This is a genomic window from Desulfonatronum thiodismutans, from assembly GCF_000717475.1.
GTDB lineage: Bacteria > Desulfobacterota > Desulfovibrionia > Desulfovibrionales > Desulfonatronaceae > Desulfonatronum > Desulfonatronum thiodismutans.
In genome coordinates this window covers 66,920-89,023 of record NZ_JPIK01000005.1, presented here as the reverse complement: position 1 = coordinate 89,023, position 22,104 = coordinate 66,920, and the positions used below count along the sequence as shown (strand labels likewise).

The following is a 22,104-nucleotide window of genomic DNA, read 5'->3' as shown; positions in this document are numbered from 1 at the left end:
GAACTTATTAGCGGAGTTTCAAGGCGCTCAAGGAAATCAGGGCCATGATGATGGAAAAAATCCAGCACCGGACAATGATCTTGGACTCCGGCACGCCTTGGAGTTCAAAATGGTGGTGCAGGGGCGCCATCCGAAAGATGCGCTTGCCACCTGTCACCTTGAAATACCCTACCTGAAGGATCACGGAGAGGGTCTCTATCACGAAAAGCCCTCCCACAATCAACAGCAGCAGTTCCTGCTTGGCCAACACGGCGATGAACCCCAGGACGCCGCCCAGACTCAGACTGCCCACGTCGCCCATGAACACCTGGGCCGGGTAGGCGTTGAACCACAAAAAGCCCAGCCCCGCGCCCACCAAGGCGGCGCAGAAAACCGTCACCTCGCCGACACCGGGCACGTAGGCCACTTGGAGATACTTGGCGATCTGCACGTGACCGGCTACGTAAACGAAGATGCCGAAGCATGCCGCGGCCACGATCAACGGCACAATTGCCAGGCCGTCCAGCCCATCGGTCAGGTTGACTCCGTTGGACGAGCCGACCATCACCAGCACGGCGAAGGGGATGTACATCCAGAGCATGTCCGGCTGAAGCATCTTCAAAAACGGAAAATACAGGATCGTGGAATAGGCCGGTTGGAGCAACAATAGCGATATCGCCCCCAGGGCTACCACGATCTGTCCCAGCAGCTTGCCTCCGGCGCTCAAGCCCTGATTACGTTTTTTGACCACCTTCAGGAAGTCGTCCCACAAGCCCACCAGACCGAAACCCACGAAGACGAAAATGGTCAGCCAGAGGTAGACGTTGGTCAGGTCCCCCCAGAGCAGGACACTGGTCAGCAGGGAAAAAGCGATCAGCAGGCCGCCCATGGTCGGAGTTCCGGCCTTGCCGTTGTGCTTGGGCACGTCCTCTCGGATGTGCTGGCCGCACTTCAACCGTTGCAGCCAGGCGATGAAAAGTGGCCCCAGGACGATGGATATCAGCAACGCGGTGAGCAGGGCGTACACGGATCGAAAGGTGATGTAGCGAAACACGTTAAAAACGATGTATTCGCTCCCCAGCGGGTAGAGGAGGTGATAGATCATGCGTTCGGCTCCGTTCGCAGGGCTTCAAGATAAAGTTCCATTTTTCCGGCCCGGGATCCCTTGAACAGGATCACGCCTGCACTCTCGTCTTGACCGGCTCCACGGACGGTTCCTCTGGTCACAACTGACTTGCGCCACGCTTCCAGGAAGTGTTCAGGAGTTTCACATACCGTGAACCCCGCCATTGCCTTCACCGTCGCCAATCCGTTCCGGACGTCCGCACCGTGTCCGCCGTGATAGAAGACCTCGGAGCAGACTCCGCCCAAGACCCGGCCAAGCTCGTAGTGCTCGGCCCCGGCCGAGGCCCCCAATTCCAGCATGTCTCCCAGAACGCAAACCAGGCGGCGCCCCTCGGCCAGGGCATGAGCCCTGCTCAGAGCCAAACGCATGGACAGGGGATTGGCGTTATAGGTGTCGTCCACCAGGATCCAAGCTCCGTGACGTTCAACATTGAAGCGTCCCGGCAGGGCCAAATCAACGCTCAAACCATCCTGAATCGCGCCCGGGTCGATGCCCAGCAGGGTGGCCGCGGCGGCCGTGGCCAGCACGTTCTGCGCCACGGGAGTGCGCTCCGTCGGCCAGGAAAGGGCCAGATTCTGGCCTTGCAGACGCAACTCCAGCCCCATCCGGTCCGAACCGATCCGGAACGGCTTCCCGCACCAGAACTCCGCATCCGGGGCCAGCGTGGAAAATCCGTGAATTCGGTCCGTGGAGGCCAAGCTTTCCCGCCATAACTCCGGGCAATCCATGTTGACCAAGGCCTTACCCTCTGGACTGAGATACGTAGCCAGCCGAGACTTTTCCGCGGCCACTCCGGGCACGCCACCCAGCTCGGCCAGGTGCGCGGGGCCGGCATTGAGCAGGATCGCCAAATCCGGACGCAGAATCGCGCCCAGTTCATCCATGTCCCCGGGGCGGCTGATCCCGGCTTCCATGACCCAAAAATCCTCTTCCCCGGTGCAGGCCAACAAGGACAAGGGCAGTCCGATCTGGTTGTTCAAGTTTAACCGGTTTCGGCACGTGGTCCCGGCCCTGGAACAGACTTGGGCCACCATTTCCTTGACCGTGGTCTTGCCTGCGGAGCCGGTCACGCCGACCACCCGTCCCGCGAATTCTTCGCGCCAGGTCGAGGCTACCTCGCCCAGAGCGGCTTGGGCGGTCACACCATCGCGGAGCACCAACACCGGAGTTCGTCCAGCCAAATCGGGCACGGCCCTCGTGGCCACTACGGCCACGGCTCCGTTGTCCACGGCCTGGACCGCATGATGATGGCCGTCGCTGCGATCGCCTGGAAGACAAAAAAACAGATCTCCAGGCCGAATGTCCCGGCTGTCGATGCCAACACCGGTAACCGAGAGGCCATCGGCACCGATCGGCTCTGTAAGTCCCAGGACTCCGGCTATATTGCCCAGACTCATGCGCATGAGGCCGCCTCCGCGTCACTAAAAGCAGGCTCGGTATCAATCTCACCCAAAATCCGACGAATGACCGTGGGATCGTGAAAAGGGTGTTTTTCGTCGCCGATCTGCTGCGTCGACTCGTGCCCCTTGCCGGCCACCAACAGCGCGTCGCCAGGACGCAGCATGTCCAGGGCGAGTTGAATAGCCAGCCTTCGATCCACTTCCGTGACCACTCGCGGACAGTCCGTGAGGCCGGGCAGGACGTCGACCAGGATCGCTTTCGGGTCTTCACGCCGGGGGTTGTCAGAGGTCAGGACAGCCACGTCCGCATGGCGGCCTACGGCTTGCCCCATCAAGGGACGCTTGGTTTTGTCCCGATTCCCACCGCACCCAAACACGATGATCAGACGCTGAAATCCCGCTTTTCGCAACGCATCGGCAACGTTTTCCAAGGCGTCGGGGGTGTGGGCGTAATCCACGAAAATATCCAGACCTTGTCGGTTGGGAACCCGCTCCAGCCGCCCGGGAACGCCGAAAAAGCTCTCCAGTGCCTCCATTTGTTTTGACGCGATTCCCAGCCGCAACCCGACTCCCTGAGCCGCCAGCAGGTTAGCCGCGTTATACCGCCCGACCAGGGAAGAACGCAGCGACCACGCGGACGATCTCCAGCTCATCCCGAGGTGCAGCCCGGATCGGTCGCAGGCCAGGATCTCGCCTTGGAGAAGCTCCGCTGGCTCTCCCACGTCCGGCCGCGTCCTATCCGGAACACGGTTCAAGCCCTGTTCCAAACTATATCCCAACCCGCCCCAGCGGCTGAACAAGCGACGACCATGGTCGTCGTCCATGTTCACCACGCGATGCTTCGGACCAGAAGCTCCTGAAGCGAACAACAAAGCCTTGGCCTGAAAATAGCTTTCCATGTCCTGGTGATAATCCAAGTGGTCCTGGGTGACGTTGGTCAGTACCGCGACCTCGAAATTCAAACCGGCGGTGCGTTGCTGATCCAGGGCATGGGAGGAGACTTCCATGCAGACATGGGTCACCCCGGCTTTCCGCATCTGGGCCAAAACTCCGTGCAGCCGCCAGCAGTCCGGAGTGGTCATGCCGAGATCGCATTCCCCGCCGGGCCAATGGGCGCCGATGGTCCCGATGGTCCCGACACGCATCCCCGCAGACCGCAACAAATGGGCTGTCAGGGAAACCACGGTGGTCTTACCGTTGGTCCCGGTCACTCCCACCAGCACAGGACAGTCCAGGTCCGTGCCGTGATGGGCCGCGGCCAGTTCTCCCAAAGCCCGCCGAGGGTCAGGATGTTCCAGAATCATCGTCCCTTTTGCATCTTCGTCGGCCGGATCATACTCACATCCCTCCGGGGCGATCACGTATCCGGCTTTGCGCGTCACCGCCTCCGCGATGAACGCCGCTCCGTCCGTTCGCGACCCCGGCAACGCGAGAAAAGCTTCCCCGGGCTGGACTGCTTTGGAGTGAGTTCGAATCATCAATCCATCGCGAACCTTTTGGAGAAGCGTTCCCCAAAGATCAACCCTCGGCTTGGTCGTCTGGCTCATGACACCTCCAGCCACAGGGTGAGTCGCCGTTCATGAGCGGGCCAAGGCTGCCCCGGCTCTGGAACCTGCCGGGAAACGATCCCACCGCCGCCTTCAACCTCGGGCAGCACACCGAAGCCGCGCAGTCGCTCCACGGCCCGGCGAACGCTCATTCCCGTCACGTTGGGGACCATGTCTTGGCCAATTGTCAGCGCATCCGCCAATGCAAAATCGATTGCCGTGTTGTCTTCAAGGGAAGGGTCGAGACTCCGTTCCAGGCCTGCCCTGGCAACTCCTGTTCCCTGAACGCTCAGACTTTGTATCTGACCTCGTGCGCCCTCTTGAGCGCTGAAAACGGTTCCTTCCGGAAGTTTCCCGGCGTAGGCCAGGGATCGCAGACCAATGTCACGTACAGCGGGCGCGGCCACAACTCCTCCATAGTGCTGGGGATGGGGCTCATCGACCACCACGTAGATGAAATATTCCGGATTATCACCCGGATAAAAACCCGCAAAGGAAGCCACGTACCGATCTCCATAGCGACCGGAGGCCGTGGCCTTCTGGGCCGTGCCGGTCTTGCCGGCACCGATCACTCCGGGAATCCGGGCCTGCGTGCCCGTACCGTCTTCCTCCACCACTTCCCGGAGCATGCGCATCACGGTCTGAGCGACCTCTTCCCGAAAAACCACGGATAGATTGCCGACGTCCTGTTCCGGATCGCGGATGAGCCGCAACGGACGCATCACTCCGCGGTTGGCCAAAACGAGATACGCCCTGGCCATCTGCAGGGCGTTGGCGGACATGCCTTGTCCAAAGGAGACGGCGGCCAGGTCCACCGGATACCATGATTTGGGAGGCCTGAGGAGACCGGGGTTCTCGCCGAGCAGAGGCAAGCCGGACCGCTCGCCGAAACCCATTTTTTGGAGATAGTCGTGATATTTTGTCGCGCCGAGATCCAGTCCGATTTTGGCCGAGCAGATATTGCTGGAATACCGCAGGATCTTGTTCGCCGGGAGCCACCCCCGTCCTTTAACGTCGCGAATGTTCACCCCGGTCAGCCGCCATTGACCTTCCTCACAGTAATAGATCGTGTCGTTGGTGATCACTCGTTCTTCCAGGGCCGCGGCCATCAACATGGGCTTGAGCGTAGACCCCGGTTCCAGGGCGTCCAAAAGGATTCGATTGCGCCACTGTTCCGCATTCTGGCGCGGCATGTTCGGATTGAAAAACGGGTAGTTGGCCATGGCCAGGATATCTCCGCTGGGCACATGGACCACCAGGGCCATCCCGGTTTTGCCGTTGAAGGACTTGACGGTCACGGCCAGGGCTTCCTCGGCGAAGAACTGAATCTGCGCGTCCAAGGTCAAGGTGACGTTGCGGCCCCGCAGGTCCTCTTCACGGCCTTGGGCGTCCAGATACATCCGCCGTCCGGAGGCATCCCGCTGGGCCACAAAGGTGGCTTTGCGACCGGCCAGCATTTCGTCGTAGGTCTTTTCAACACCCTCCAGTCCTTCTCCGTCCAGTCCCACGAAGCCGAGTACCTGCCCGGCCAAATGTCCATGGGGATAGAATCTGGCTGACTCCTCGGCCAGATACACACCTCGCAGCCCGGCGTTGATGATGTTCCGGGCGTTGCGGTCGCTGATCTGGCGAGACAGCCAGATGAAATTTTGAGGTCTTCCGAGCAAGGTCCGGACCTGACCGGCGGGCATCTCCAGGGCGGCCGCCAAAATCGGAACCGCCGCCTCAGGGTTTTCCAGCTCCAAGGGACGGACGTACACGGACTGGATTCCCGTGCTTTTGGCCAGTAGTCTCCCTTGACGGTCGAAAATTTCGCCTCGCATCCCCCGCTCGAATTCCGCGGCCTTGTGCTGCCTGGCGGCCATGGCCGTCAATTCCGGCCCGCGCACGACCTGCACCTGAAACGCTCGATACCACAGCCCTCCCCAGATCAAGAGTACGCAAGCCCCCAACAGAGCCATGCGAATCTGGACCCAGTCACGGGACGAGGCTTTATTCAGTCGGTCGTTTTTCATGTGTCTAACACCATCAACGGCCTGCCGAACTCAAGGACTCAGAAGCCTGATCCGGCCGGGTTCGGCTTGGCGGAGTCCGTTTTCTTCAGCCAACGCCCGCAGTCGGGACGAAGACAACAGGTTCATACGTTCCACTTCCAGCTTGGCCTGGAGGTCATTCTTACGCTCCAGTTCGGTCTGAAGTTGTTTCAATTCATAGGCTAGGTCCAGACGTTCAATATTGACCCAGACCACCGCCAACCCCAGGACCAACCCGCAAAGCCCCAACAATGACGTGGCCCAATACCAGCCGGTTGGTCGTTTTCTTCTGGGAGCATTGGCATTTGCACTCATGATGCGAACCTGAAAATTTGGAGCGGAAAAGAACTCCTCAGTCGGCGATCCGTTCGGCCGCCCGAAGCTTCGCGCTACGACTACGAGGATTGGCGGTCAATTCGGCGCTGGATGCGATCAACGGCTTCTTGGTCAGTATTTTCAATGTCGCCCGATGGCCGCACAAGCAAAAGGGCTGCCTGGGCGGACACAGACACGCCTTGGCCTGCTCCACGAAATACCGCTTGACGATACGATCCTCGATGGAATGAAACGATATGATTACGATTCGTGCGTTTTCAGCCAGTCGCGGCACAATCTGTCCCAAAAACCGGCTGATTTCTCCGGTCTCATCGTTGACGAACATCCGCAGAGCCTGAAAGGTACGGGTCGCCGGATGGTTGCGAGCCCGGGCCCTCCTTGCTGGAGGATAGGCCTGCTCAACGATATGCGCCAATTCCAGGGTGGTTTCGATGGGATCGTCGCGACGCGCTGTTTCGATGGCCCTGGCAATTCTTCCGCCCAAAGGTTCTTCACCGAACTCATAAATGATCTTCGCGAGTTGTCGTGCGGGATACGCGTTGACCACTTCTCGCGCCGTCACTCCTGCGCCGTGAGGATTCATCCGCATGTCCAAGGGGCCGTCGGCAAGAAAGCTGAACCCACGCGCCGGAGTGTCCACCTGAAAGGAGGAGAAGCCGAGATCCAGCAACGCGCCGTCCAGTCGTTCCCAGCCCAGCTCATCCATGATGTCCGAAAACCGGCTGAAACACTCGTGACGCAATGTCAATTCGGCCGTTGGCCAAGTCCCGCGAAGCCTCTTTGTCGCCGCCTCCAAGGCCAATGGATCGCGGTCCAGCCCCAAGATACGAGCCGCGCCGCCGGTCGCCTCCAACACGGCCCCGGCGTGCCCGCCCAGTCCCAGGGTCCCGTCCAGGTAGCGCCCGCCAGGGCGTGGAGCGAGATGCGTCAGGACCGCTTCGACCAGGACCGGTTGATGCGCGGGGAGAGCAGAGGATTCAGGCAAGGACGTCATGACGACCTCTCAAGGCGTAAAGACGAAGTCGCGGGAGAGGGAACCCGCAACGAGCATCGGCGGACACGGAGCCGACGCGACTACAGACGCAGATCGCACTCTGTCTGAGCCAGGGCGTCCATGACCAGATCAAAGCTCTCTTCCATTTTGCGCCGTTGTTCTTCAAACCGCTCCAAGTCCCAGATCTCGAATTTTCGTCCAACGCCGGCCAAGGCGACTTCCCGCGTGAGACCGGCGTAGGTTCTCAAATGAGGAGGAATGAGAATTCGGCCCTGTTTGTCCAGTTCCACTTCCATGGCCCCGGAGATGAAAAAACGCTGAAAATCCCGCAACTGTCGATTCAGCATGTTGATGCGCTGAAAACTCTCTTCGATTCGTTCCCACTCCTGAAGTGAGTATCCCACCACGCATCCATCGAAATTCGTCAGAATGACCCGAGCATGCGTCCCAGCGGAGAGGATAACATCCCGAAATTCCGCAGGAAGCACCAGACGCCCCTTGGGGTCCAGGCTGCGATATGCATGTCCGCGAAAGGTCACCATCTTTCCACTCATCCCCACATTTTCCCACTTTTTCCCACCTTGTTCCGCACATCTTTCTAAATGTCAAGCATTTTTCAATTTTACAGAAAAACCAAGCGTTCACAATAAAATACCAAAAATATAGACCGCGAGGCTCGTCAAGCACCAAGAGGCAAAAACAGTCCCGTGGCCGATTTCGATCATGATTTCGATATCAATCCGGTGGGGCGTGATAATCAAGAACAAATCCCCCCATGAAGCACAGAAGGAGCGGGTTGCTTTTGATAGGGATTGCCATTAAGTGGAACAGCGAGGAAAAAATGAGAAAAGACGCACCATTGTCTGACGAGGAACGCGCATGCGTAACAAAGCCATAGAGCCGAACGAAGACCTGCATGAGGAATATTATCAGGTCAGCCCGGTGATCCTGGAGAGTTTTCCGAAATTTCGTCTGCCCCTGGATACGTTTGAATTCAGGGAGCAGGTTGCCCAGCTGATCCCCTTGACCCAGTCCGGTCAACGGATCTCGGCGGATCAACGTCAGATGATCCTGGACAAATGCGCCCAGGGGCTGGTCTTCGTCGCCCGCAAGGACCACCCGGTTTACGCCCAGCATATCAGCAAGCAACTTGACTTGGTCTTGGTGGACTCCAGCTTGAAAAGCGTGGAAATCGCCCTGATTTTCCAGCAAGGCTTGACCGATCGCCTTAACGCCTTTCTGGATCAGCCCGTGGCCCCGGTGCTCTCAGCCCTGCAAACCGACCTGCTCGTTCTGACCGAATACCTGTGGCAGGACCCGTATCGGATCAAGCAACTCAGAAAAAATCTCTGGAAAGAGCACTCCCTTGCCAATCACGGCGTCAACTCCCTTTTCATCGGATTGGCCCTGTACCTGCGCCTCAATGACGGCGATCTGCGCCGCAAGCATCTGGACGAGGTAGCCATGGGGCTGCTGGTCCACGACCTGGGCATGTCCAAGATTCCGGCCTTCATTCGTGCCAAGGCCATGCCGCTGACCCGGGACGAACTGGAAAAAATCCGGGAACACTGCTGGATCGGTGGAAAAATGCTCCACTCCTTGGAGGTCCGCTCGGACTTGATCCTCAAACAGGCTCTGGAACACCATGAACGGTTGGACGGCAAGGGCTATCCGCAAAAGCTGCCCGGCAAGGAACTCAGCATGATCGGCCAGTTGTGCGCGGTGGTGGATTCCTATTGCGCCATGATCACCGATCGCCCGTACGCCGAGGCCCTGACCTCGGGCAGCGCACTGAACGCGCTGAGTCAGAGCCCCGGCTACAACGACAAAATGGTCCGCGCCTTGATGGGCATGATGATGGGATGAGGACGGAAGGACGGGAGACGGATCAGTCGAAGTCGGCCAGCAGAGCGCCGATGTGCACTCCGTCGCCCAGGCTGGTCTGCTGGTATTCGGCCCGGATGCGCCAGAGGGCCTGCTGAAGTTGGTCGCTGCTGATGCCGTTACGCAAGGAAGTGTATGCCTCCATAAAGGCGGCCAGATTGTCGCAAACCTTGAGCAGGTTGCCGTCCTTGGGGTCGAAACGGTCCTGGTTGTAGGTGGTCTGAAGTTGGTCCCAGTTCACTTCCCGGATCAAACCATCCAGGATGACCGTGCTCACAAACTCCGAGCCCACGTCCAAGCCTAGAAAATAGGACAGCCGTTCCGACAGATCGGAATATCCGCCCTTTTCCAAAGGAGCGAAGACCCGCCGCTCCAACTCCTTGAACTCATACTCCCGGATCAGATCACCGATCCGGGCCACCGAGCGCTTCACCGGCGAAATGATGTCCCTGGTCAGCAGCTCCGGCAGATCGTGGACCAGTCCGGCGAAAAAGTTGTTTTGTGCTCTGGCCCGGCACGCCCCCACCGCCATACTGAAAAAGTAGCCGAAACAGGCCACCACGAACATATGCCCCAGGACCGAGGTCTCCGGGACCCTCGGGGTCTGGGACCACCGTTTCTGGAAGCGCAACTGTCCGCTGAGATGCGCCAGACGACCCAGATGGCTTCCCGTGCCTTGAAGCAGCTCCGGCATGCCCGCCAAGTCGCGGTGCGTCTCCAGTTGTCCGCGAAAGCTCTCCTCGATCTCCTCCAATTCGTCGTCGTAGTTCTGAACGTGAGTAATCAGGTGAAATTCCCACCGACTGGCGTAACTGTGGGCCGCGTCCAGAATCCGCCGCGCCAGATCCCCTTCTTCCGGGTGATCCAGCCACAGCCGCAACCGGTCCCAGAAGGGCGTTCCGAGGCACTCCACCCGAGGCTTGAGCCGGTCCAGGACCCAGTCCGTCAATTGGCGGTAATGGGCCGGATTGGCCTTGATCTGATAAAACACCGGCGGTTTGATGTCCGTGATCACCAGACGGTACAGATACTCGAAAATCCCGCCTTCCACGATCCGCTCGCCGATAGCCAACTTCTCTTCCGCGGACATCTCCCGGGTGTTCAGCTCAAAGAGCATCCAGGCCACGATCATCTTATGGGCCTGCTTGTCCACCTCCATCAATTCCATGGGCCGCAGTTTGTCGTTCCAGCGCTTCATGAACGATCCGGAGAAGATGAGCTGCAAAAGGCTTTTGCGGATTCCGGGCATGGATCAGACTCCTTGGTCACCTGTTATCGTCAAGTCGCCGCGTTTCGCCGTGGCGCAGTAAAAAGAAGTCGTCTTCGGCCAGGCCGTGCCGTTGCCGGGCTTCTGCCAGATCGGCGATGGGCTGATCCAAGGGCTCGTCCGTGATCCCGTGAAAAGTTCCCCAATGCACGCCAATGGAGCGGCGAGCCTGGACATCCTGGTGCACCAGCACCGCTTCCTCCGGATTGATGTGCTGGCTGCGCATGAACCACCGCGGCTCATAGGCCCCCACCGGAATGGCCGCCAAGTCGAAGCCGCCGAAGCGTTCTCCGATGTCCTTGGTATCCTGGGAATAGCCCATGTCTCCGGCGAAATAAAAGACGAAGTCCGGCTGCTCCACCACCCAGCCGCCCCACAGAGTCCGATTTCGATCCCGCAACGTGCGCTGGGACCAGTGCTGGGCCGGGACGAAGTGGACCGTGGCCCGACGCTCTTCGTCATCCACTTCCAGATTGTCCCACCAGTCAAAATCCCGCACGTGGCCGCGGGAGGCGGGGACGTTGCGCTCGAACCATTCCTTGAGGCCCAAGGGAACCATAAACTCCGGCGAGCCGCCGGGTTGAGCCGCCAGCCCACGCACCGAACGGATATCCAAGTGGTCGTAATGGCTGTGGGAGATCAGCACCAGATCGATACGCGGCAGGTCGGCCAGGGCTATTCCGGGCGGCTGCCAGCGCTTTGGCCCGGCCCATTGCACCGGGGAAGCTCGCTGCGAGAAGATGGGGTCCGTGAGAATGTTCAGCCCGCCCATCTGCATCAGAACAGTAGCGTGCCCAACCCAGGTCACGGTCGGCTCGGAGCGGTTGGCTTGCAGATACTCCAGGTCCGGAGCCACCGGGGCCAGTTCCAATGTGGGCTTTTTTGGCAGTCCGGCCAACCGTCTCTGGAAGAACCAGCGCCAGAAGTCCAGGCCGCTGGGCCGGGAATGGGGATAGTTGTTCTGAAAGCCCGAGGGAGTGTGATGCGGCTTGTCAGGGTCGTAGTGTGGGTTCTTGCCGGAGCATCCGGCCACGAGGGAGATCATCAAAATCACGGCAAGCGGAACAATCGGTTTCATGAATCAATCCGTGTACGGAGCCACCATCCGACGGGTTGCCTGTCGGAAAGAGCGGCTCGAGGTTGGACAAGGAACATGACCGCGATCAATCGAATGCGGCCGGGCGGGTCGGGTCCGCCAGATGGCGACGGACCTCCGAGAGATGGATGTGGTTAGTGCGGTGCTCGGAAAGCGGCGGCAGATCGTCGAAGGGAAAAAAGCCCACGTCCGAGGTTTCATCGCTGGCCGAAGGCGCTCCGCCGGTCAGTTCACAGAGAAACAGTACCTTGTAGGCGTGAAAGAACTCCATGGGCCGTCCGGCCCGGTTAGCGTCGTACACGCCGATCAGCCGGACCGGCTTGGCTTCGTATCCGCTTTCCTCGAGAATCTCTCGGGCGACCATGGCCGAAGGGTACTCACCAACGTCGGCCCAGCCGCCGGGCATGGCCCATTTGCCGTCGGTCCGCTCCCGGACCAGCAGAATGCGGTCGTCCCGGACCACGGCCCCGCGCACGTCAACTTTGACCGTGGCATAGCCGGGCTGCACCAGAAAGGTGCGCAAGACATCGTCGGCTCCCAGACAAGTCTGGCTGGAAACCATTTCCGAGGCTAACTCCAACAGGCGATGGTATCGGGTTCGCTCGTAGTGGGTCTGGGCAAAGGCGAGGCCGGTCTGGCTCAAGGCTTGAATCTCCCTGGACCAATCCAGCCATTGGGAGGGTGGGTCATGTTCCATGGCCTGAACGATACAAAAAAAACTCCCCGAGAACAATCGTCCCCAGGGAGCTTGAGCGAAGAAGTAAAAGGCTAGAATCCACGAAACGCCAGCATATTGAAAGACTTATATCCGCCTTCCACGTCTTCTGCATAGCGGCAACCCAGTGGAGAATCGCCGGGCTTGTATTTGATGTTCTCATTGGAGCCCCTGAAGACTGTGCAATCATTGTTTTCACAGACCAACAGCGCCCCCCAGCCGGACTCCGGCGGTCCCAAGGTCGAGGTCAACTCCACGCCGCAATGGGGGCAGCAACGCTTTTCAGACATTTTCAAAATCTCCTTGCAATCTGGTTGATGAAAGGGTGGTCAAGGCATGTAGCCCACAAAACGCATAATGTTCACCGCAAGCCTTGCAATCATGAACAGCGACACTCGTCAAGCATGTTCGAGACAAAAGATAAGGCCGATCTTCCAAATGACAAGGAATAAATGTCCTGTTAATCATGAAGGATTGTTCAGAGCCTGTTGACATTTGAGTAGCAGCGTGTGCCGCTACCGCGGGGATTTCATCGGATTATCCGCGGCCTGTCGTTGTAGGGGCGGGTTTCAAACCCGCCCCTACGCCGAATGAATGCCCGAAAGATGGTGCTGTGGTCCGTTCACCATTTTGAACCATCTCGGCAGTGAGACCGGGATCAGATCAGGTCGAATCGATCCAGGTTCATGACCTTGGTCCAGGCCGCGACGAAGTCGCGCAGGAATTTTTCCTGGGCGTCGTCCTGGGCGTAAACTTCGGCCAGGGCGCGCAATCGCGAGTTGGAGCCGAAAATCAGGTCCACGCGGGTACCGGTCCACTTCAGGTCCCCGGTCTTGCGGTCCCGGCCTTCAAAGGTGTCTCCGGCCTCGGAAGCGGATTTCCACACCGTGCCCATGTCCAGCAGATTGGTAAAGAAGTCGGTGGTCAGGGCTCCAGGTCGGTTCGTGAACACACCGTTGGCCGATCCACCGACATTGGCGCCCAGCACCCGCAAACCGCCAACGAGCACGGTCATTTCCGGAGCGCTCAGAGTCAGCAACTGAGCCTTGTCCACCAGCATCTCCTCGGCGGACACGGAATAGGCCTTCTTCTGATAGTTGCGGAAGCCGTCGGCTTCGGGTTCCAGCAGAGCGAAGGATTCCTGATCGGTCTGGTCCTGCGAGGCGTCCGTACGGCCTGGAAAAAAGGGCACTTCCACGGAATGTCCCGCGGCCTTAGCCGCGGCCTCGACGCCAGCGCAACCGGCCAGGACGATCAGGTCCGCCAGGGAGACTTTCTTGCCGCCGGACTGGGCCGCGTGGAACCCCTTTTGGATGGATTCCAGCACATCCAGCACCTTGGCCAGTTGCTCTGGCTGATTCACGGCCCAATCCTTTTGCGGTGCCAGACGAATCCGTGCGCCGTTGGCCCCGCCGCGCTTGTCGGAGCCGCGGAAGGTGGAGGCCGAGGCCCAGGCCGTGGAGACCAACTCCGCCACGGACAGGCCGGAAGCCAAAACCTTGGCCTTGAGGTCGGCCACGTCCTTGGCCTCGATCAGGGGGTGATCAACAGCCGGAACCGGATCCTGCCAGATCAAGTCTTCGGACGGGACTTCCGGGCCGAGGTAGCGAGCCTTGGGGCCCATGTCCCGGTGGGTCAGCTTGAACCAAGCTCGGGCGAACGCATCCGCGAAACCTTCCGGATCATTCAGGTAGCGCCGGGCAATGGGCTCGTAGATCGGGTCGAAGCGCAGCGACAGATCCGCCGTGGTCATCATCGGACGGCGTTTCTTCGAAGGATCGTGGGCGTCGACGATCATGTCTTCGTCCTCCACGTCCTTGGCCAGCCACTGGTTCGCTCCGGCCGGGCTTTTGACCAGTTCCCACTCGTATTTGAACAGCACCTTGAGATAGCCCATGTCCCACTTCGTCGGGTTGGGCTTCCAGGCTCCCTCGATGCCACTGCTGATGGTATCGCCGCCTTTTCCACTGCCAAAGCTGCTCTTCCAGCCGAAGCCCTGTTCTTCAATCGGGGCAGCTTCTGGTTCAGGGCCTACGTGGTCGGCAGGTCCCGCGCCGTGGCACTTGCCAAAGGTGTGACCACCGGCAGTCAGGGCCACGGTCTCTTCATCATTCATCCCCATGCGGGCAAAGGTTTCCCGCACGTCGCGGCCCGAGGCCACCGGATCAGGGTTGCCGTTCGGGCCTTCGGGGTTCACGTAGATCAGGCCCATCTGCACCGCGGCCAGCGGATTTTCCAGGTCACGATCTCCGCTGTAGCGCCTGTCGCCCAGCCATTCAGCCTCCGAACCCCAGTAGATATCCTCTTCCGGTTGCCAGATATCCTCTCGTCCGCCGCCGAAGCCAAAGGTCTTGAAGCCCATGGACTCCAGCGCGCAGTTGCCTGCCAGAATCATCAGGTCGGCCCAGGAAAGCTTGTTGCCGTATTTTTTCTTGATCGGCCAGAGCAATCGCCGGGACTTGTCCAGATTGACGTTGTCCGGCCAGCTGTTGATGGGCGCGAAGCGCTGGTTCCCGGTGCCCCCGCCGCCGCGTCCGTCCGCCGTGCGGTAGGTGCCCGCGCTGTGCCAGGCCATGCGGATCATCAGCCCGCCGTAATGCCCCCAGTCCGCCGGCCACCACTCCTGGGAGTCGGTCATCAGGGCGACGAGATCTTTTTTCACCGCGGCCAGGTCAAGCTTCTTGAACTCCTCGGCGTAGTTGAAATCCGGCCCCAATGGGTTGGAAGCCGGGGCGTGCTGGTGCAGAATGTCCAAGTCCATTTGATTGGGCCACCATTCGCGATTCGACGTGCCTTTGGCGGCCGGATGGTCGTGCGTCTTGCCCGTGACGGGGCATTTTCCTGTTTCACTCATACTGCAGTCTCCTTTCGTTCCGTGAACGGTTGAGGTGCTGATAACGATTTGGTTGCCATCTCCTACGAACCGATACCTTCCGTCTCTTTCCCGGCCCCCGCTTCCTGACAGGCCCGGCAGACCCCGAAAAAATCAACACGATGCGTGGTGACCCGAAAGCCGGTTTCCTGGCTGACCTCTTTGGTCAGATCGGTCAGGCCGTTCAGTTCCGGATCCAGAATCGTCTTGCACTTAGTGCAGATGACATGGGGATGGGGATAAGGCTTGCTGCCGTCGTAGCGGTTGCTGCCATCGGGAAAACCCAATTCCAGGACCTCGCCCAGTTCCCGGAGCAGGGCCACGGTCTTGTAAACCGTCGCAATGCTCGTGGTCGGGAAATCCCGGCGGACCTGCTCGTAAATCCGTTCCACCGAGGGATGTCCGTCGCTGGAAGCCAATATCCTGAGCACGGCCAACCGCTGCGGGGTCAGCCGAAAATCGCGTTCCTTGAGCCGGGCGGTCATCTGCTCTTGGCGGGCTTTAGAATCTGTTGCGTGGTGGTGATTGGTCATCAGGGCGAAGCCTTTTTGGAAAAAGTTTCTCTATGGATAATAATTATCCGAAACAAGGTCAAGGATTTTCCCCGTCGCTTTTCGCGCCAGTGCCCTTGCTTGAAGATGGGAGTTGAAAGAAATGGAAACGGTCAGCCACTCAGGAAAGGCTGCAGGGCATGTTCGTCCCTACGCAACGTCAGCGACCCGGAGTCCGAGATATCCCTCGGGCAGGGGCCAGGAATCGACGGCGTCCTGAGTGTGGGGCAGCGGGACGCCGTCCAGTTCAACGGCATGAAGGTGGTCGAAAAATTTTTGGGGTTGGGAAGCGAGGAATTTCTTGAAATCCGTGGTGGGTACGAGAATGCCCAAATGTAGGAAGAGACCGGCCAGATCCCTGCCCACGGCGTTGTACAATCGGACTTGCAACCGGAAGGCCTCCTTGGCGGTGGCCTCGGCCCCGTCCAGGACTTTCTGGGAAATGCCCTCACGCATTTTGCGATAATAACCGCCCCGCCGCATGGTCGCTCCGGCTAGGCCGGGCATGGCCGCGGAAAGGGCCAAGCGGGCGCCGGGCTTGATCATGGCCGTGTCCAGATCGTCGATGGCCAGGCCGTCAAGGAAAATGGTCTGGATTGTCTTTTCGGTGTACACCCCGCAGACCCCCACCAGCTCACACAGAAACTCCCGCAGGGTGCAAGGCTCCGGCACGGGCATCAAAAATCCGCCCTGGAGCAGCAGACTGAACCGCTCCGGTGCGTCGTGGCGCATCAGCACCATGGGGAGATTATCGAGTGTCTTGTCGTAGGGTTCCGGGAAATCGGCGGTGTAGGTCATGGCGGAATAGGGAAGTTGAAGGAGAAAACGCGGGAGACCCCGTTACGGGGTCTCCCGCGAAAGCACCGCATGGTGCGGGGAGAAGCTAGAAGTTGTAGACCTTGTCCAGCTCTTCGGCTGGCACGTCGAAGACCACGTTGTGCGGGGTCAACGGCTCGCGGGAGAAGTATCGGGGCAGGCGGTCGTGTTCCGGACCGAATCCTGCCTTCTTGTTGAACTCCTGCTCCATCTTCAGGATCTTCTGGCCCAGGGCGACCACGTCGTCGCCGGTCATGCTCAGACCGTACATCTGGTTGATGGAATCAACCATGGCGTTGAAGGTCTCGGGCTGATCCAGAATGGCGAAGGCGATGAACAGGCAGTAGCCCGTGGCGTCCAGAGCCGCGGTGGCCACCTGCAGGTTCCGGGACAGCTCGGCCTGGCCTTCCACTTTCAGAGGATCGACGTCGCCGCCGACCTTGAGGATGTTCGTGGCCACGGCATATCCGGCGGTGTGGTCCGCGCCCATGGTGGACGTGGCGTAGGTCACGCCGATGCCCTTGACCGAACGCGGATCATAAGCCGGCATGGCCTGGCCCTTGACCACCGGAGCGTGCTCCAGGCCGTAGCAGCGGGCCGTGGTGGCGGTGCCTGCTCCCAGGATACGACCCAGCGGAGTGCCTTTGCCCACTTCGTGGACCAGATTGATGGCTCCTTCGCCGTCGCCGAACTCGATCACCCCGGCTTCCATGGCCACGCCGATGGTCACGCCCATTTCAATTGTGTCCAGGCCATAGTTGTCGTCCAGGTAGTCCAGCTTGGCCACCACGTCCAAATCGTCGATCCCGCAATTGCCGCCGTGGGACCAGACGGTCTCGTATTCCGGCTGCTTGGTCATGTAGTTGCCGTCCTTGTCCGTGTAGATTCCGGAGCACTGGATGGCGCAGCCGCGGTGGCAGCCGTGGGTGGGCTGGCCGCCTTCGCGGTTCTTCATGTTCTCGGCCTGGAGTTCGCCGGACAGGTTCTGATGGTGTTTGTAACGGCCCTCGCGGAAGTTGTAGGTGGGATAGCCGCCGGCTTCGTTGAGCACGTTGGTCAGCACGTTGGTGCCGTAGGTGGGCAGGCCCTGGCCGGTGACCGCGTGCTGCTTCAGTCCTTCCACGAACTTGCGGTTGGCTTCCTTGAACCCTTCCGGATTCACGGGCTGGCGCATCTTGGTGTTGGAAGCGTCAACTACGATGCACTTGATGCCCTTGGAGCCCATGACCGCGCCGACGCCACCGCGTCCGCAGTGCCGGGTGGGCCGGAATTCCGGATCCGTCACGGCGATGGAGGAGTTGGAAAAGCGCATCTCGCCAGCCGTGCCGATGGAGATCACGGAAACCTTTTCTCCGTAAACTGGCTTCAGCTTGTCGATCAGGTCGTAGTTGGGCAGCATCTTCAGTTCGTTGGCCTTCTCGATCTTCACGCCCTGATCGTCGATGAACACCTTGTACATGTCGTCGCCCTGGCGCTCGCCTTCCAGAATCACCGCGGCGTAGCCGAGACGTCCCAGGGCCTGGGCAGCGGTGCCGCCGGCGTTGGATTCCTTGATGGTTCCGGTCAACGGGCTCTTGCAGCCCACGGAAAGGCGGCCGGAGGAAGAGGCAGCCGAACCGCTCATCAAGCCGGGGGAAATAACCAGCTTGTTTTCCGGTCCCAAGGGATGACAATCAGCCGGGACTTCCTTGTACACCACCATGGTGGTCATGCCCCGACCGCCCATGCCTGCGTAGTCGCCCACCGGCTCCACTGTGGCCTTGGGACCACCCTGCGCGCCAACATCAATTCGTAAAATCTTGTCCATCGAAGAACCTCCTTGATATGTTATGCCTGCAAGCAAAAAAACACTCCGCCAAATCCCCGGACCGCCGAATATCCATCCAGCAGGTCCAATTTACGTCCCGATCACCGGGATGTAAACAGCTGGGCAGCCAGCCCCGAGTCGCAGCGTCCGGCTCAAACGCAAATCAATCCAACGGTTAGCCAGAATATATCGTCCTCGTCCTCGTGCACGCTCACAAATTCAAGGAATCCGGCAAAAGACCTAAAGGACGAGGGGGCGGGAACCGCTCGCTACGCCAGCATTTTCGAAAGCTGACGCAAGTGCGAGCGTTCCTCGTCGATGCACTGCTGCACGAACTTCTTTTCTGAATCCGGAACCAGTTCCTTCATCTCCATGAAAAACAGGATAGTGTCCTTTTCAAAGCCCATGGCCAGACGAACAGCCTCGTTTTCACTGGCGGCTTCGGCCAATCTTTTTTGCAGTTCCGGAGAAAAGATCGAATGGGAATCGATAAGGGCTCGCAAGTACATCCCGTACTCTTCCGTCGTGCTCCACGCCGGCAATTCGACCTTGCCCAGCCTGTCCTTGAGCTGCTGGAAAATTTGTTCGTGCCGGGCTTCTTCCTTGGCAAAGAATAGAAAGAAGTCCTTCACGTCCGGGTTCTTCGCGGCCTGGGCCGCGTTGACGTAAAAGGCCTGCCCCTGTTGTTCGATAGTCACGGCGGCTTCGGCAATTTCGGCCGCCTGAAAAAATCCAGCCATTGGCTCTCTCCTTGGTTCAAATCCGTCGCAAGCCAAAACCGAGCGCGCCCGGATCAAAGTTCATTGGGCAGTTCGCGCAATTGTTCGTAGGTAAACACCGGCCCGTCCACGCAAACGTATTTCGTGCCGATGTTGCAGCGTCCGCAGATGCCCACGCCGCACTTCATGCGCTTTTCCAGGGTGGTGACGATCTGGTCGTCCTTGAAACCCAGTTTCTTCAGGGCCTGAAGGGTGAACTTGATCATGATCGGCGGGCCGCAGGTCACGGCCATGGTCTTCTTGGGCTTGGGGGCCATCTCCAGGAGCACGTTGGGGATCAGCCCGACCTTGTGCTCCCAGCCTTCAGCCTCCCGGTCGATGGTCAGCACGGTCTCCATGTCCTTGCGCTCCAGCCATTCGGGCAGTTCGTAGCTGAAAGCCATGTCCTGGGGGCTGCGCGCGCCGTACAGCACGCTGATCTTGCCGTAGTCCTCGCGGTTGTCCAGCATGAAGAGGAGCAGGGTGCGCAGCGGAGCCATGCCGATTCCGCCGCCGATGAAGACGACGTCCTTGCCCTTCATGGACTCATAGGGGAAGTGATTGCCCAGCGGGGCGCGCACGCCGATCCGGTCGCCCTTGGACAGGGAATGCAGCTTGGCGGTCACCTCGCCGGCGCGCATCACGCTGAATTGCAGGTACTCCTTGCGCGTGGGCGGGGAGTTGATCACAAAGGTGGCCTCGCCGATGCCGAACACGGAGAGTTGCCCCACCTGACCCGGCTCGTAGTGGAAGTTTTGCATCCGCTCTTCACTGCCCAGGACGATCCGGAAAGTTTTGATGTTGTGCGTTTCCTGGATCGTCTCGATGATCGTGCCGATCTCCGGTAGATAGGGATTGGCCATCAGCGGCGACTGTTTCGGGTTCTGGGTCATTTCGCGGCCTCCTCGACAGCCGGTGGTTCATGGGCCATGGCCTTGGTCACGATTTCCCGGATGTCCACGCTCACGGGACAGCTTTTGATGCACCGGCCGCAACCGCAACAGGCGATGATCCCCTCATGCAGGGCCGGATAGTAGCTGAACTTGTGCCCGACCCGGTTCTTCAGGCGATGGGCCTTGGTGGGGCGGGGGTTGTGACCGCTGGCTTCCAGAGTGAACTGAAAGGACATGCAGTTGTCCCAGGAGCGCACCCGCCGGCCGGTCAACCCCGCATTTTCGTCGGTGATGTTGAAACAGTAACAGGTGGGGCAGAGATAGGTGCAGGCCCCGCAACTGATACACTTGGCCGAGACGTCCTCCCAGAACCCCATGTCGTCGAACAGCGCCAGCAGTTTGTCCTTGGCCGGACCGAAGTCTTGCGGTTCGCCCATGTCTTTCAGGGCCTGCTCCCGCAGCTTCTTGGCCTGAGCGGCCTTTTTCTTCCCGGCCGCGAGCAGGGAGCTGCCCAGCAGGGCTTCGCCCTTCTTGCTGACCGCCTCCACCGCGTATCCGTCATCCAGGGGCGTCAGCAACAAATCCGAACCCGTCGCATCCCCCGGAGCTGAGCCCACACTGTGACAAAAACAGGCGTTCTCGGTTTGGAGGCAGGCTATCGTGGCAAACACCGTGGCTTCCCTGCGGGCCAGATAGTACGGGTCTTTGTACTTCGCGCCGTCATAAACCCGGTCAAAAATCAGGAATCCCCGCGCGCCGCAGGGCCGGGAACCGAAAACCAGGGTAGGCTCCGGAGTAATAGTCGGAAACAGCTCCACGTCCACCTGACCCAGGTCTTCCGGGTTCTTGCGGTAGTCGTAGCGCAGCAGATCCTCGCTGGCCGGGAAGACGGCGCTTTTGGGCGGGGCCGTTGCCTCCTGTCCCAATTCCACATTCTGGCCCGCGACATACGGGGCAAAGACCACCGCGTCGCCTTGTCTGGCCGGAGCGAGCACCCGCATCGTCGCGGACAATTCGTCCAGCCAGGCCGTCAGCTTGTCGTTTGCTATGAATTTGGCCTCGGCCATCACCAACCTCGCTCGTTGATGTTCTCCTCTTCCACCTGGAAGGAGAGCAATGGCGGTATTGCGTTGGGATCAACACCGGCATCGTGGTTGAAAACTTCCTTGATTTCCTTGTTCAGCTTGCGCTTCAGCGCCAGGATCGGGATGTCCACCGGACAGGCCCGCTGGCACTCCCCGCATTCCACGCAACGCCCGGCCAAGTGCATGGCGTGGATTACCTGGAACAACCATTTTTCCCGAACCGCGTCCTCCTGGGTCACCCAGTGCGGATCACGGCTCTGGGCCACGCAGTGGTCCCGGCAGACGCACATCGGGCAGGCGTTGCGGCAGGCGTAGCACCGGATGCAGCGGCTCATTTCCTGCTTCCAATGCTCGAACCGGGCTTCCAGGGGCTGTGATTCGAAAGCCTGAACGTCGGCGTAGTCGTCGCTCGCGGCATGGGCTTCCCGGGGCGCGCCCGCGAAGTGATCGTGGACCAGGGCGTTGGGAAAGCGGCAACGGGTACACTTGTCCGCCAGAACGTCGGCCAAGGTCACCTGCTGCTCCTGGCCGTCCAGGGTCAATTGCAATTCCGAGGATGAGGCCTTGACCTCCTTGACCCGGCCGATATCGCCGATATGGTGGCGCAGCTTGGTCAGGTCCACCACCCCGTCGCAGGGAAAGCCGAAGACCACCACGTTCTCGCGGTTGATCAATCCTTCCTGCTGCAACTGGATCACGGCCCGACTGTCGCAGCCCTTGACCACCAGTCCGACCTTCTTGTTTTTCAAGCCCGTGAGGTAGGTCGCGGTGTTGTGCACGGCCAGGGGCCCGATTTGCAGCCGCTCCACGTCTTCCACGGAGCGCATGAACAAGGGCGTGGCGTGCAGCGCGTCGTAGCCCCGCTCCCAGCCGATGACCATGTCCAGCTTCGGCAGTTGCGCCGTGATCTGTTCCTTGAGTTGCGTGAGAATCGTCACTGTTGCG

20 protein-coding genes are annotated in these 22,104 nt (G+C 59.8%); 1 reads left to right on the top strand and 19 read right to left on the bottom strand.

The window, feature by feature from the left end; translation table 11 throughout:
• Positions 1-7: 7 nt before the first annotated feature.
• From mraY to mraZ, 7 genes are all read right to left on the bottom strand, one after another.
• Complete coding sequence (gene mraY, locus GY33_RS0103715) at positions 8-1,084, bottom strand: phospho-N-acetylmuramoyl-pentapeptide-transferase (protein ID WP_031386048.1); 1,077 nt, start codon at positions 1,082-1,084, stop codon at positions 8-10.
• Positions 1,081-2,508 carry a UDP-N-acetylmuramoyl-tripeptide--D-alanyl-D-alanine ligase gene (locus tag GY33_RS0103710; RefSeq protein ID WP_031386047.1) on the bottom strand — a complete coding sequence of 476 codons (1,428 nt, stop codon included), beginning with the start codon at positions 2,506-2,508 and terminating at the stop codon, positions 1,081-1,083. Before GY33_RS0103710 ends, mraY begins: the two co-directional genes overlap by 4 nt.
• Complete coding sequence (locus GY33_RS0103705; RefSeq protein ID WP_051822259.1) at positions 2,499-4,052, bottom strand: UDP-N-acetylmuramoyl-L-alanyl-D-glutamate--2,6-diaminopimelate ligase; 1,554 nt, start codon at positions 4,050-4,052, stop codon at positions 2,499-2,501. Before GY33_RS0103705 ends, GY33_RS0103710 begins: the two co-directional genes overlap by 10 nt.
• The gene (locus GY33_RS0103700) at positions 4,049-6,067 is read right to left on the bottom strand and encodes a penicillin-binding transpeptidase domain-containing protein (RefSeq protein WP_031386045.1); all 2,019 of its coding nucleotides are present in this window, start codon (positions 6,065-6,067) and stop codon (positions 4,049-4,051) included. Before GY33_RS0103700 ends, GY33_RS0103705 begins: the two co-directional genes overlap by 4 nt.
• Positions 6,068-6,097: 30 nt before the next feature.
• Positions 6,098-6,400, bottom strand: a complete 303-nt coding sequence (locus GY33_RS0103695; RefSeq protein WP_235185454.1) for a hypothetical protein — start codon at positions 6,398-6,400, stop codon at positions 6,098-6,100.
• A 37-nt stretch (positions 6,401-6,437) separates the two neighbouring features.
• Positions 6,438-7,415: a 16S rRNA (cytosine(1402)-N(4))-methyltransferase RsmH gene (gene rsmH / locus GY33_RS0103690; protein WP_031386043.1), complete on the bottom strand. Its 978-nt coding sequence runs from the start codon at positions 7,413-7,415 to the stop codon at positions 6,438-6,440.
• A gap of 80 nt (positions 7,416-7,495) precedes the next feature.
• Positions 7,496-7,969, bottom strand: coding sequence for a division/cell wall cluster transcriptional repressor MraZ (mraZ, locus tag GY33_RS0103685; RefSeq protein ID WP_031386042.1), 474 nt, complete (start codon positions 7,967-7,969; stop codon positions 7,496-7,498).
• Between the two features lie 325 nt (positions 7,970-8,294).
• On the opposite strand from mraZ, the gene GY33_RS0103680 reads away from it, so the two are divergent.
• On the top strand, positions 8,295-9,281 hold the full coding sequence (locus GY33_RS0103680; protein ID WP_031386041.1) for an HD-GYP domain-containing protein: 987 nt from the start codon (positions 8,295-8,297) through the stop codon (positions 9,279-9,281).
• A 22-nt stretch (positions 9,282-9,303) separates the two neighbouring features.
• Here the strand turns inward: GY33_RS0103680 and GY33_RS0103675 are convergent, their stop codons facing one another.
• From GY33_RS0103675 to GY33_RS0103620, 12 genes are all read right to left on the bottom strand, one after another.
• Positions 9,304-10,548 carry an HD domain-containing protein gene (locus tag GY33_RS0103675; RefSeq protein WP_031386040.1) on the bottom strand — a complete coding sequence of 415 codons (1,245 nt, stop codon included), beginning with the start codon at positions 10,546-10,548 and terminating at the stop codon, positions 9,304-9,306.
• 16 nt (positions 10,549-10,564) lie between these two features.
• Positions 10,565-11,644, bottom strand: coding sequence for an MBL fold metallo-hydrolase (locus GY33_RS0103670; protein ID WP_051822258.1), 1,080 nt, complete (start codon positions 11,642-11,644; stop codon positions 10,565-10,567).
• 85 nt (positions 11,645-11,729) lie between these two features.
• Positions 11,730-12,359 (bottom strand): NUDIX hydrolase, encoded by a 630-nt coding sequence (locus GY33_RS0103665; RefSeq protein ID WP_031386038.1) that lies wholly within the window; start codon positions 12,357-12,359, stop codon positions 11,730-11,732.
• 71 nt (positions 12,360-12,430) lie between these two features.
• Positions 12,431-12,667: a hypothetical protein gene (locus GY33_RS0103660; RefSeq protein ID WP_031386037.1), complete on the bottom strand. Its 237-nt coding sequence runs from the start codon at positions 12,665-12,667 to the stop codon at positions 12,431-12,433.
• Positions 12,668-13,035: 368 nt separating this feature from the next.
• Positions 13,036-15,231, bottom strand: a complete 2,196-nt coding sequence (gene katG, locus GY33_RS0103655) for a catalase/peroxidase HPI (protein WP_031386036.1) — start codon at positions 15,229-15,231, stop codon at positions 13,036-13,038.
• 62 nt (positions 15,232-15,293) lie between these two features.
• On the bottom strand, positions 15,294-15,782 hold the full coding sequence (locus GY33_RS0103650) for a Fur family transcriptional regulator (RefSeq protein WP_051822257.1): 489 nt from the start codon (positions 15,780-15,782) through the stop codon (positions 15,294-15,296).
• Between the two features lie 168 nt (positions 15,783-15,950).
• Positions 15,951-16,598 carry a hypothetical protein gene (locus GY33_RS18955; protein ID WP_152555063.1) on the bottom strand — a complete coding sequence of 216 codons (648 nt, stop codon included), beginning with the start codon at positions 16,596-16,598 and terminating at the stop codon, positions 15,951-15,953.
• Between the two features lie 85 nt (positions 16,599-16,683).
• On the bottom strand, positions 16,684-18,423 hold the full coding sequence (locus GY33_RS0103640) for an aldehyde ferredoxin oxidoreductase family protein (protein ID WP_031386033.1): 1,740 nt from the start codon (positions 18,421-18,423) through the stop codon (positions 16,684-16,686).
• A 269-nt stretch (positions 18,424-18,692) separates the two neighbouring features.
• Positions 18,693-19,163, bottom strand: a complete 471-nt coding sequence (locus GY33_RS0103635; protein WP_031386032.1) for a ferritin-like domain-containing protein — start codon at positions 19,161-19,163, stop codon at positions 18,693-18,695.
• A 53-nt stretch (positions 19,164-19,216) separates the two neighbouring features.
• Positions 19,217-20,074 carry an FAD/NAD(P)-binding protein gene (locus tag GY33_RS0103630; RefSeq protein WP_051822255.1) on the bottom strand — a complete coding sequence of 286 codons (858 nt, stop codon included), beginning with the start codon at positions 20,072-20,074 and terminating at the stop codon, positions 19,217-19,219.
• Positions 20,071-21,141, bottom strand: a complete 1,071-nt coding sequence (locus tag GY33_RS0103625; protein ID WP_031386030.1) for a 4Fe-4S dicluster domain-containing protein — start codon at positions 21,139-21,141, stop codon at positions 20,071-20,073. Before GY33_RS0103625 ends, GY33_RS0103630 begins: the two co-directional genes overlap by 4 nt.
• Positions 21,141-22,097 (bottom strand): 4Fe-4S dicluster domain-containing protein, encoded by a 957-nt coding sequence (locus tag GY33_RS0103620; protein WP_031386029.1) that lies wholly within the window; start codon positions 22,095-22,097, stop codon positions 21,141-21,143. The genes GY33_RS0103625 and GY33_RS0103620 overlap by 1 nt, the downstream gene beginning before the upstream one ends.
• Positions 22,098-22,104: the final 7 nt, after the last annotated feature.

What these genes read in the sequence shown, in the direction of transcription:
- mraY (WP_031386048.1), bottom strand. Translation starts at nt 1,084, where the DNA reads ATGATCTATCACCTCCTCTACCCGCTGGGGAGCGAATACATCGTTTTT.
- GY33_RS0103710 (WP_031386047.1), bottom strand. Translation starts at nt 2,508, where the DNA reads ATGCGCATGAGTCTGGGCAATATAGCCGGAGTCCTGGGACTTACAGAG.
- GY33_RS0103705 (WP_051822259.1), bottom strand. Translation starts at nt 4,052, where the DNA reads ATGAGCCAGACGACCAAGCCGAGGGTTGATCTTTGGGGAACGCTTCTC.
- GY33_RS0103700 (WP_031386045.1), bottom strand. Translation starts at nt 6,067, where the DNA reads ATGAAAAACGACCGACTGAATAAAGCCTCGTCCCGTGACTGGGTCCAG.
- GY33_RS0103695 (WP_235185454.1), bottom strand. Translation starts at nt 6,400, where the DNA reads ATGAGTGCAAATGCCAATGCTCCCAGAAGAAAACGACCAACCGGCTGG.
- rsmH (WP_031386043.1), bottom strand. Translation starts at nt 7,415, where the DNA reads ATGACGTCCTTGCCTGAATCCTCTGCTCTCCCCGCGCATCAACCGGTC.
- mraZ (WP_031386042.1), bottom strand. Translation starts at nt 7,969, where the DNA reads ATGAGTGGAAAGATGGTGACCTTTCGCGGACATGCATATCGCAGCCTG.
- GY33_RS0103680 (WP_031386041.1), top strand. Translation starts at nt 8,295, where the DNA reads ATGCGTAACAAAGCCATAGAGCCGAACGAAGACCTGCATGAGGAATAT.
- GY33_RS0103675 (WP_031386040.1), bottom strand. Translation starts at nt 10,548, where the DNA reads ATGCCCGGAATCCGCAAAAGCCTTTTGCAGCTCATCTTCTCCGGATCG.
- GY33_RS0103670 (WP_051822258.1), bottom strand. Translation starts at nt 11,644, where the DNA reads ATGAAACCGATTGTTCCGCTTGCCGTGATTTTGATGATCTCCCTCGTG.
- GY33_RS0103665 (WP_031386038.1), bottom strand. Translation starts at nt 12,359, where the DNA reads ATGGAACATGACCCACCCTCCCAATGGCTGGATTGGTCCAGGGAGATT.
- GY33_RS0103660 (WP_031386037.1), bottom strand. Translation starts at nt 12,667, where the DNA reads ATGTCTGAAAAGCGTTGCTGCCCCCATTGCGGCGTGGAGTTGACCTCG.
- katG (WP_031386036.1), bottom strand. Translation starts at nt 15,231, where the DNA reads ATGAGTGAAACAGGAAAATGCCCCGTCACGGGCAAGACGCACGACCAT.
- GY33_RS0103650 (WP_051822257.1), bottom strand. Translation starts at nt 15,782, where the DNA reads ATGACCAATCACCACCACGCAACAGATTCTAAAGCCCGCCAAGAGCAG.
- GY33_RS18955 (WP_152555063.1), bottom strand. Translation starts at nt 16,598, where the DNA reads ATGACCTACACCGCCGATTTCCCGGAACCCTACGACAAGACACTCGAT.
- GY33_RS0103640 (WP_031386033.1), bottom strand. Translation starts at nt 18,423, where the DNA reads ATGGACAAGATTTTACGAATTGATGTTGGCGCGCAGGGTGGTCCCAAG.
- GY33_RS0103635 (WP_031386032.1), bottom strand. Translation starts at nt 19,163, where the DNA reads ATGGCTGGATTTTTTCAGGCGGCCGAAATTGCCGAAGCCGCCGTGACT.
- GY33_RS0103630 (WP_051822255.1), bottom strand. Translation starts at nt 20,074, where the DNA reads ATGACCCAGAACCCGAAACAGTCGCCGCTGATGGCCAATCCCTATCTA.
- GY33_RS0103625 (WP_031386030.1), bottom strand. Translation starts at nt 21,141, where the DNA reads ATGGCCGAGGCCAAATTCATAGCAAACGACAAGCTGACGGCCTGGCTG.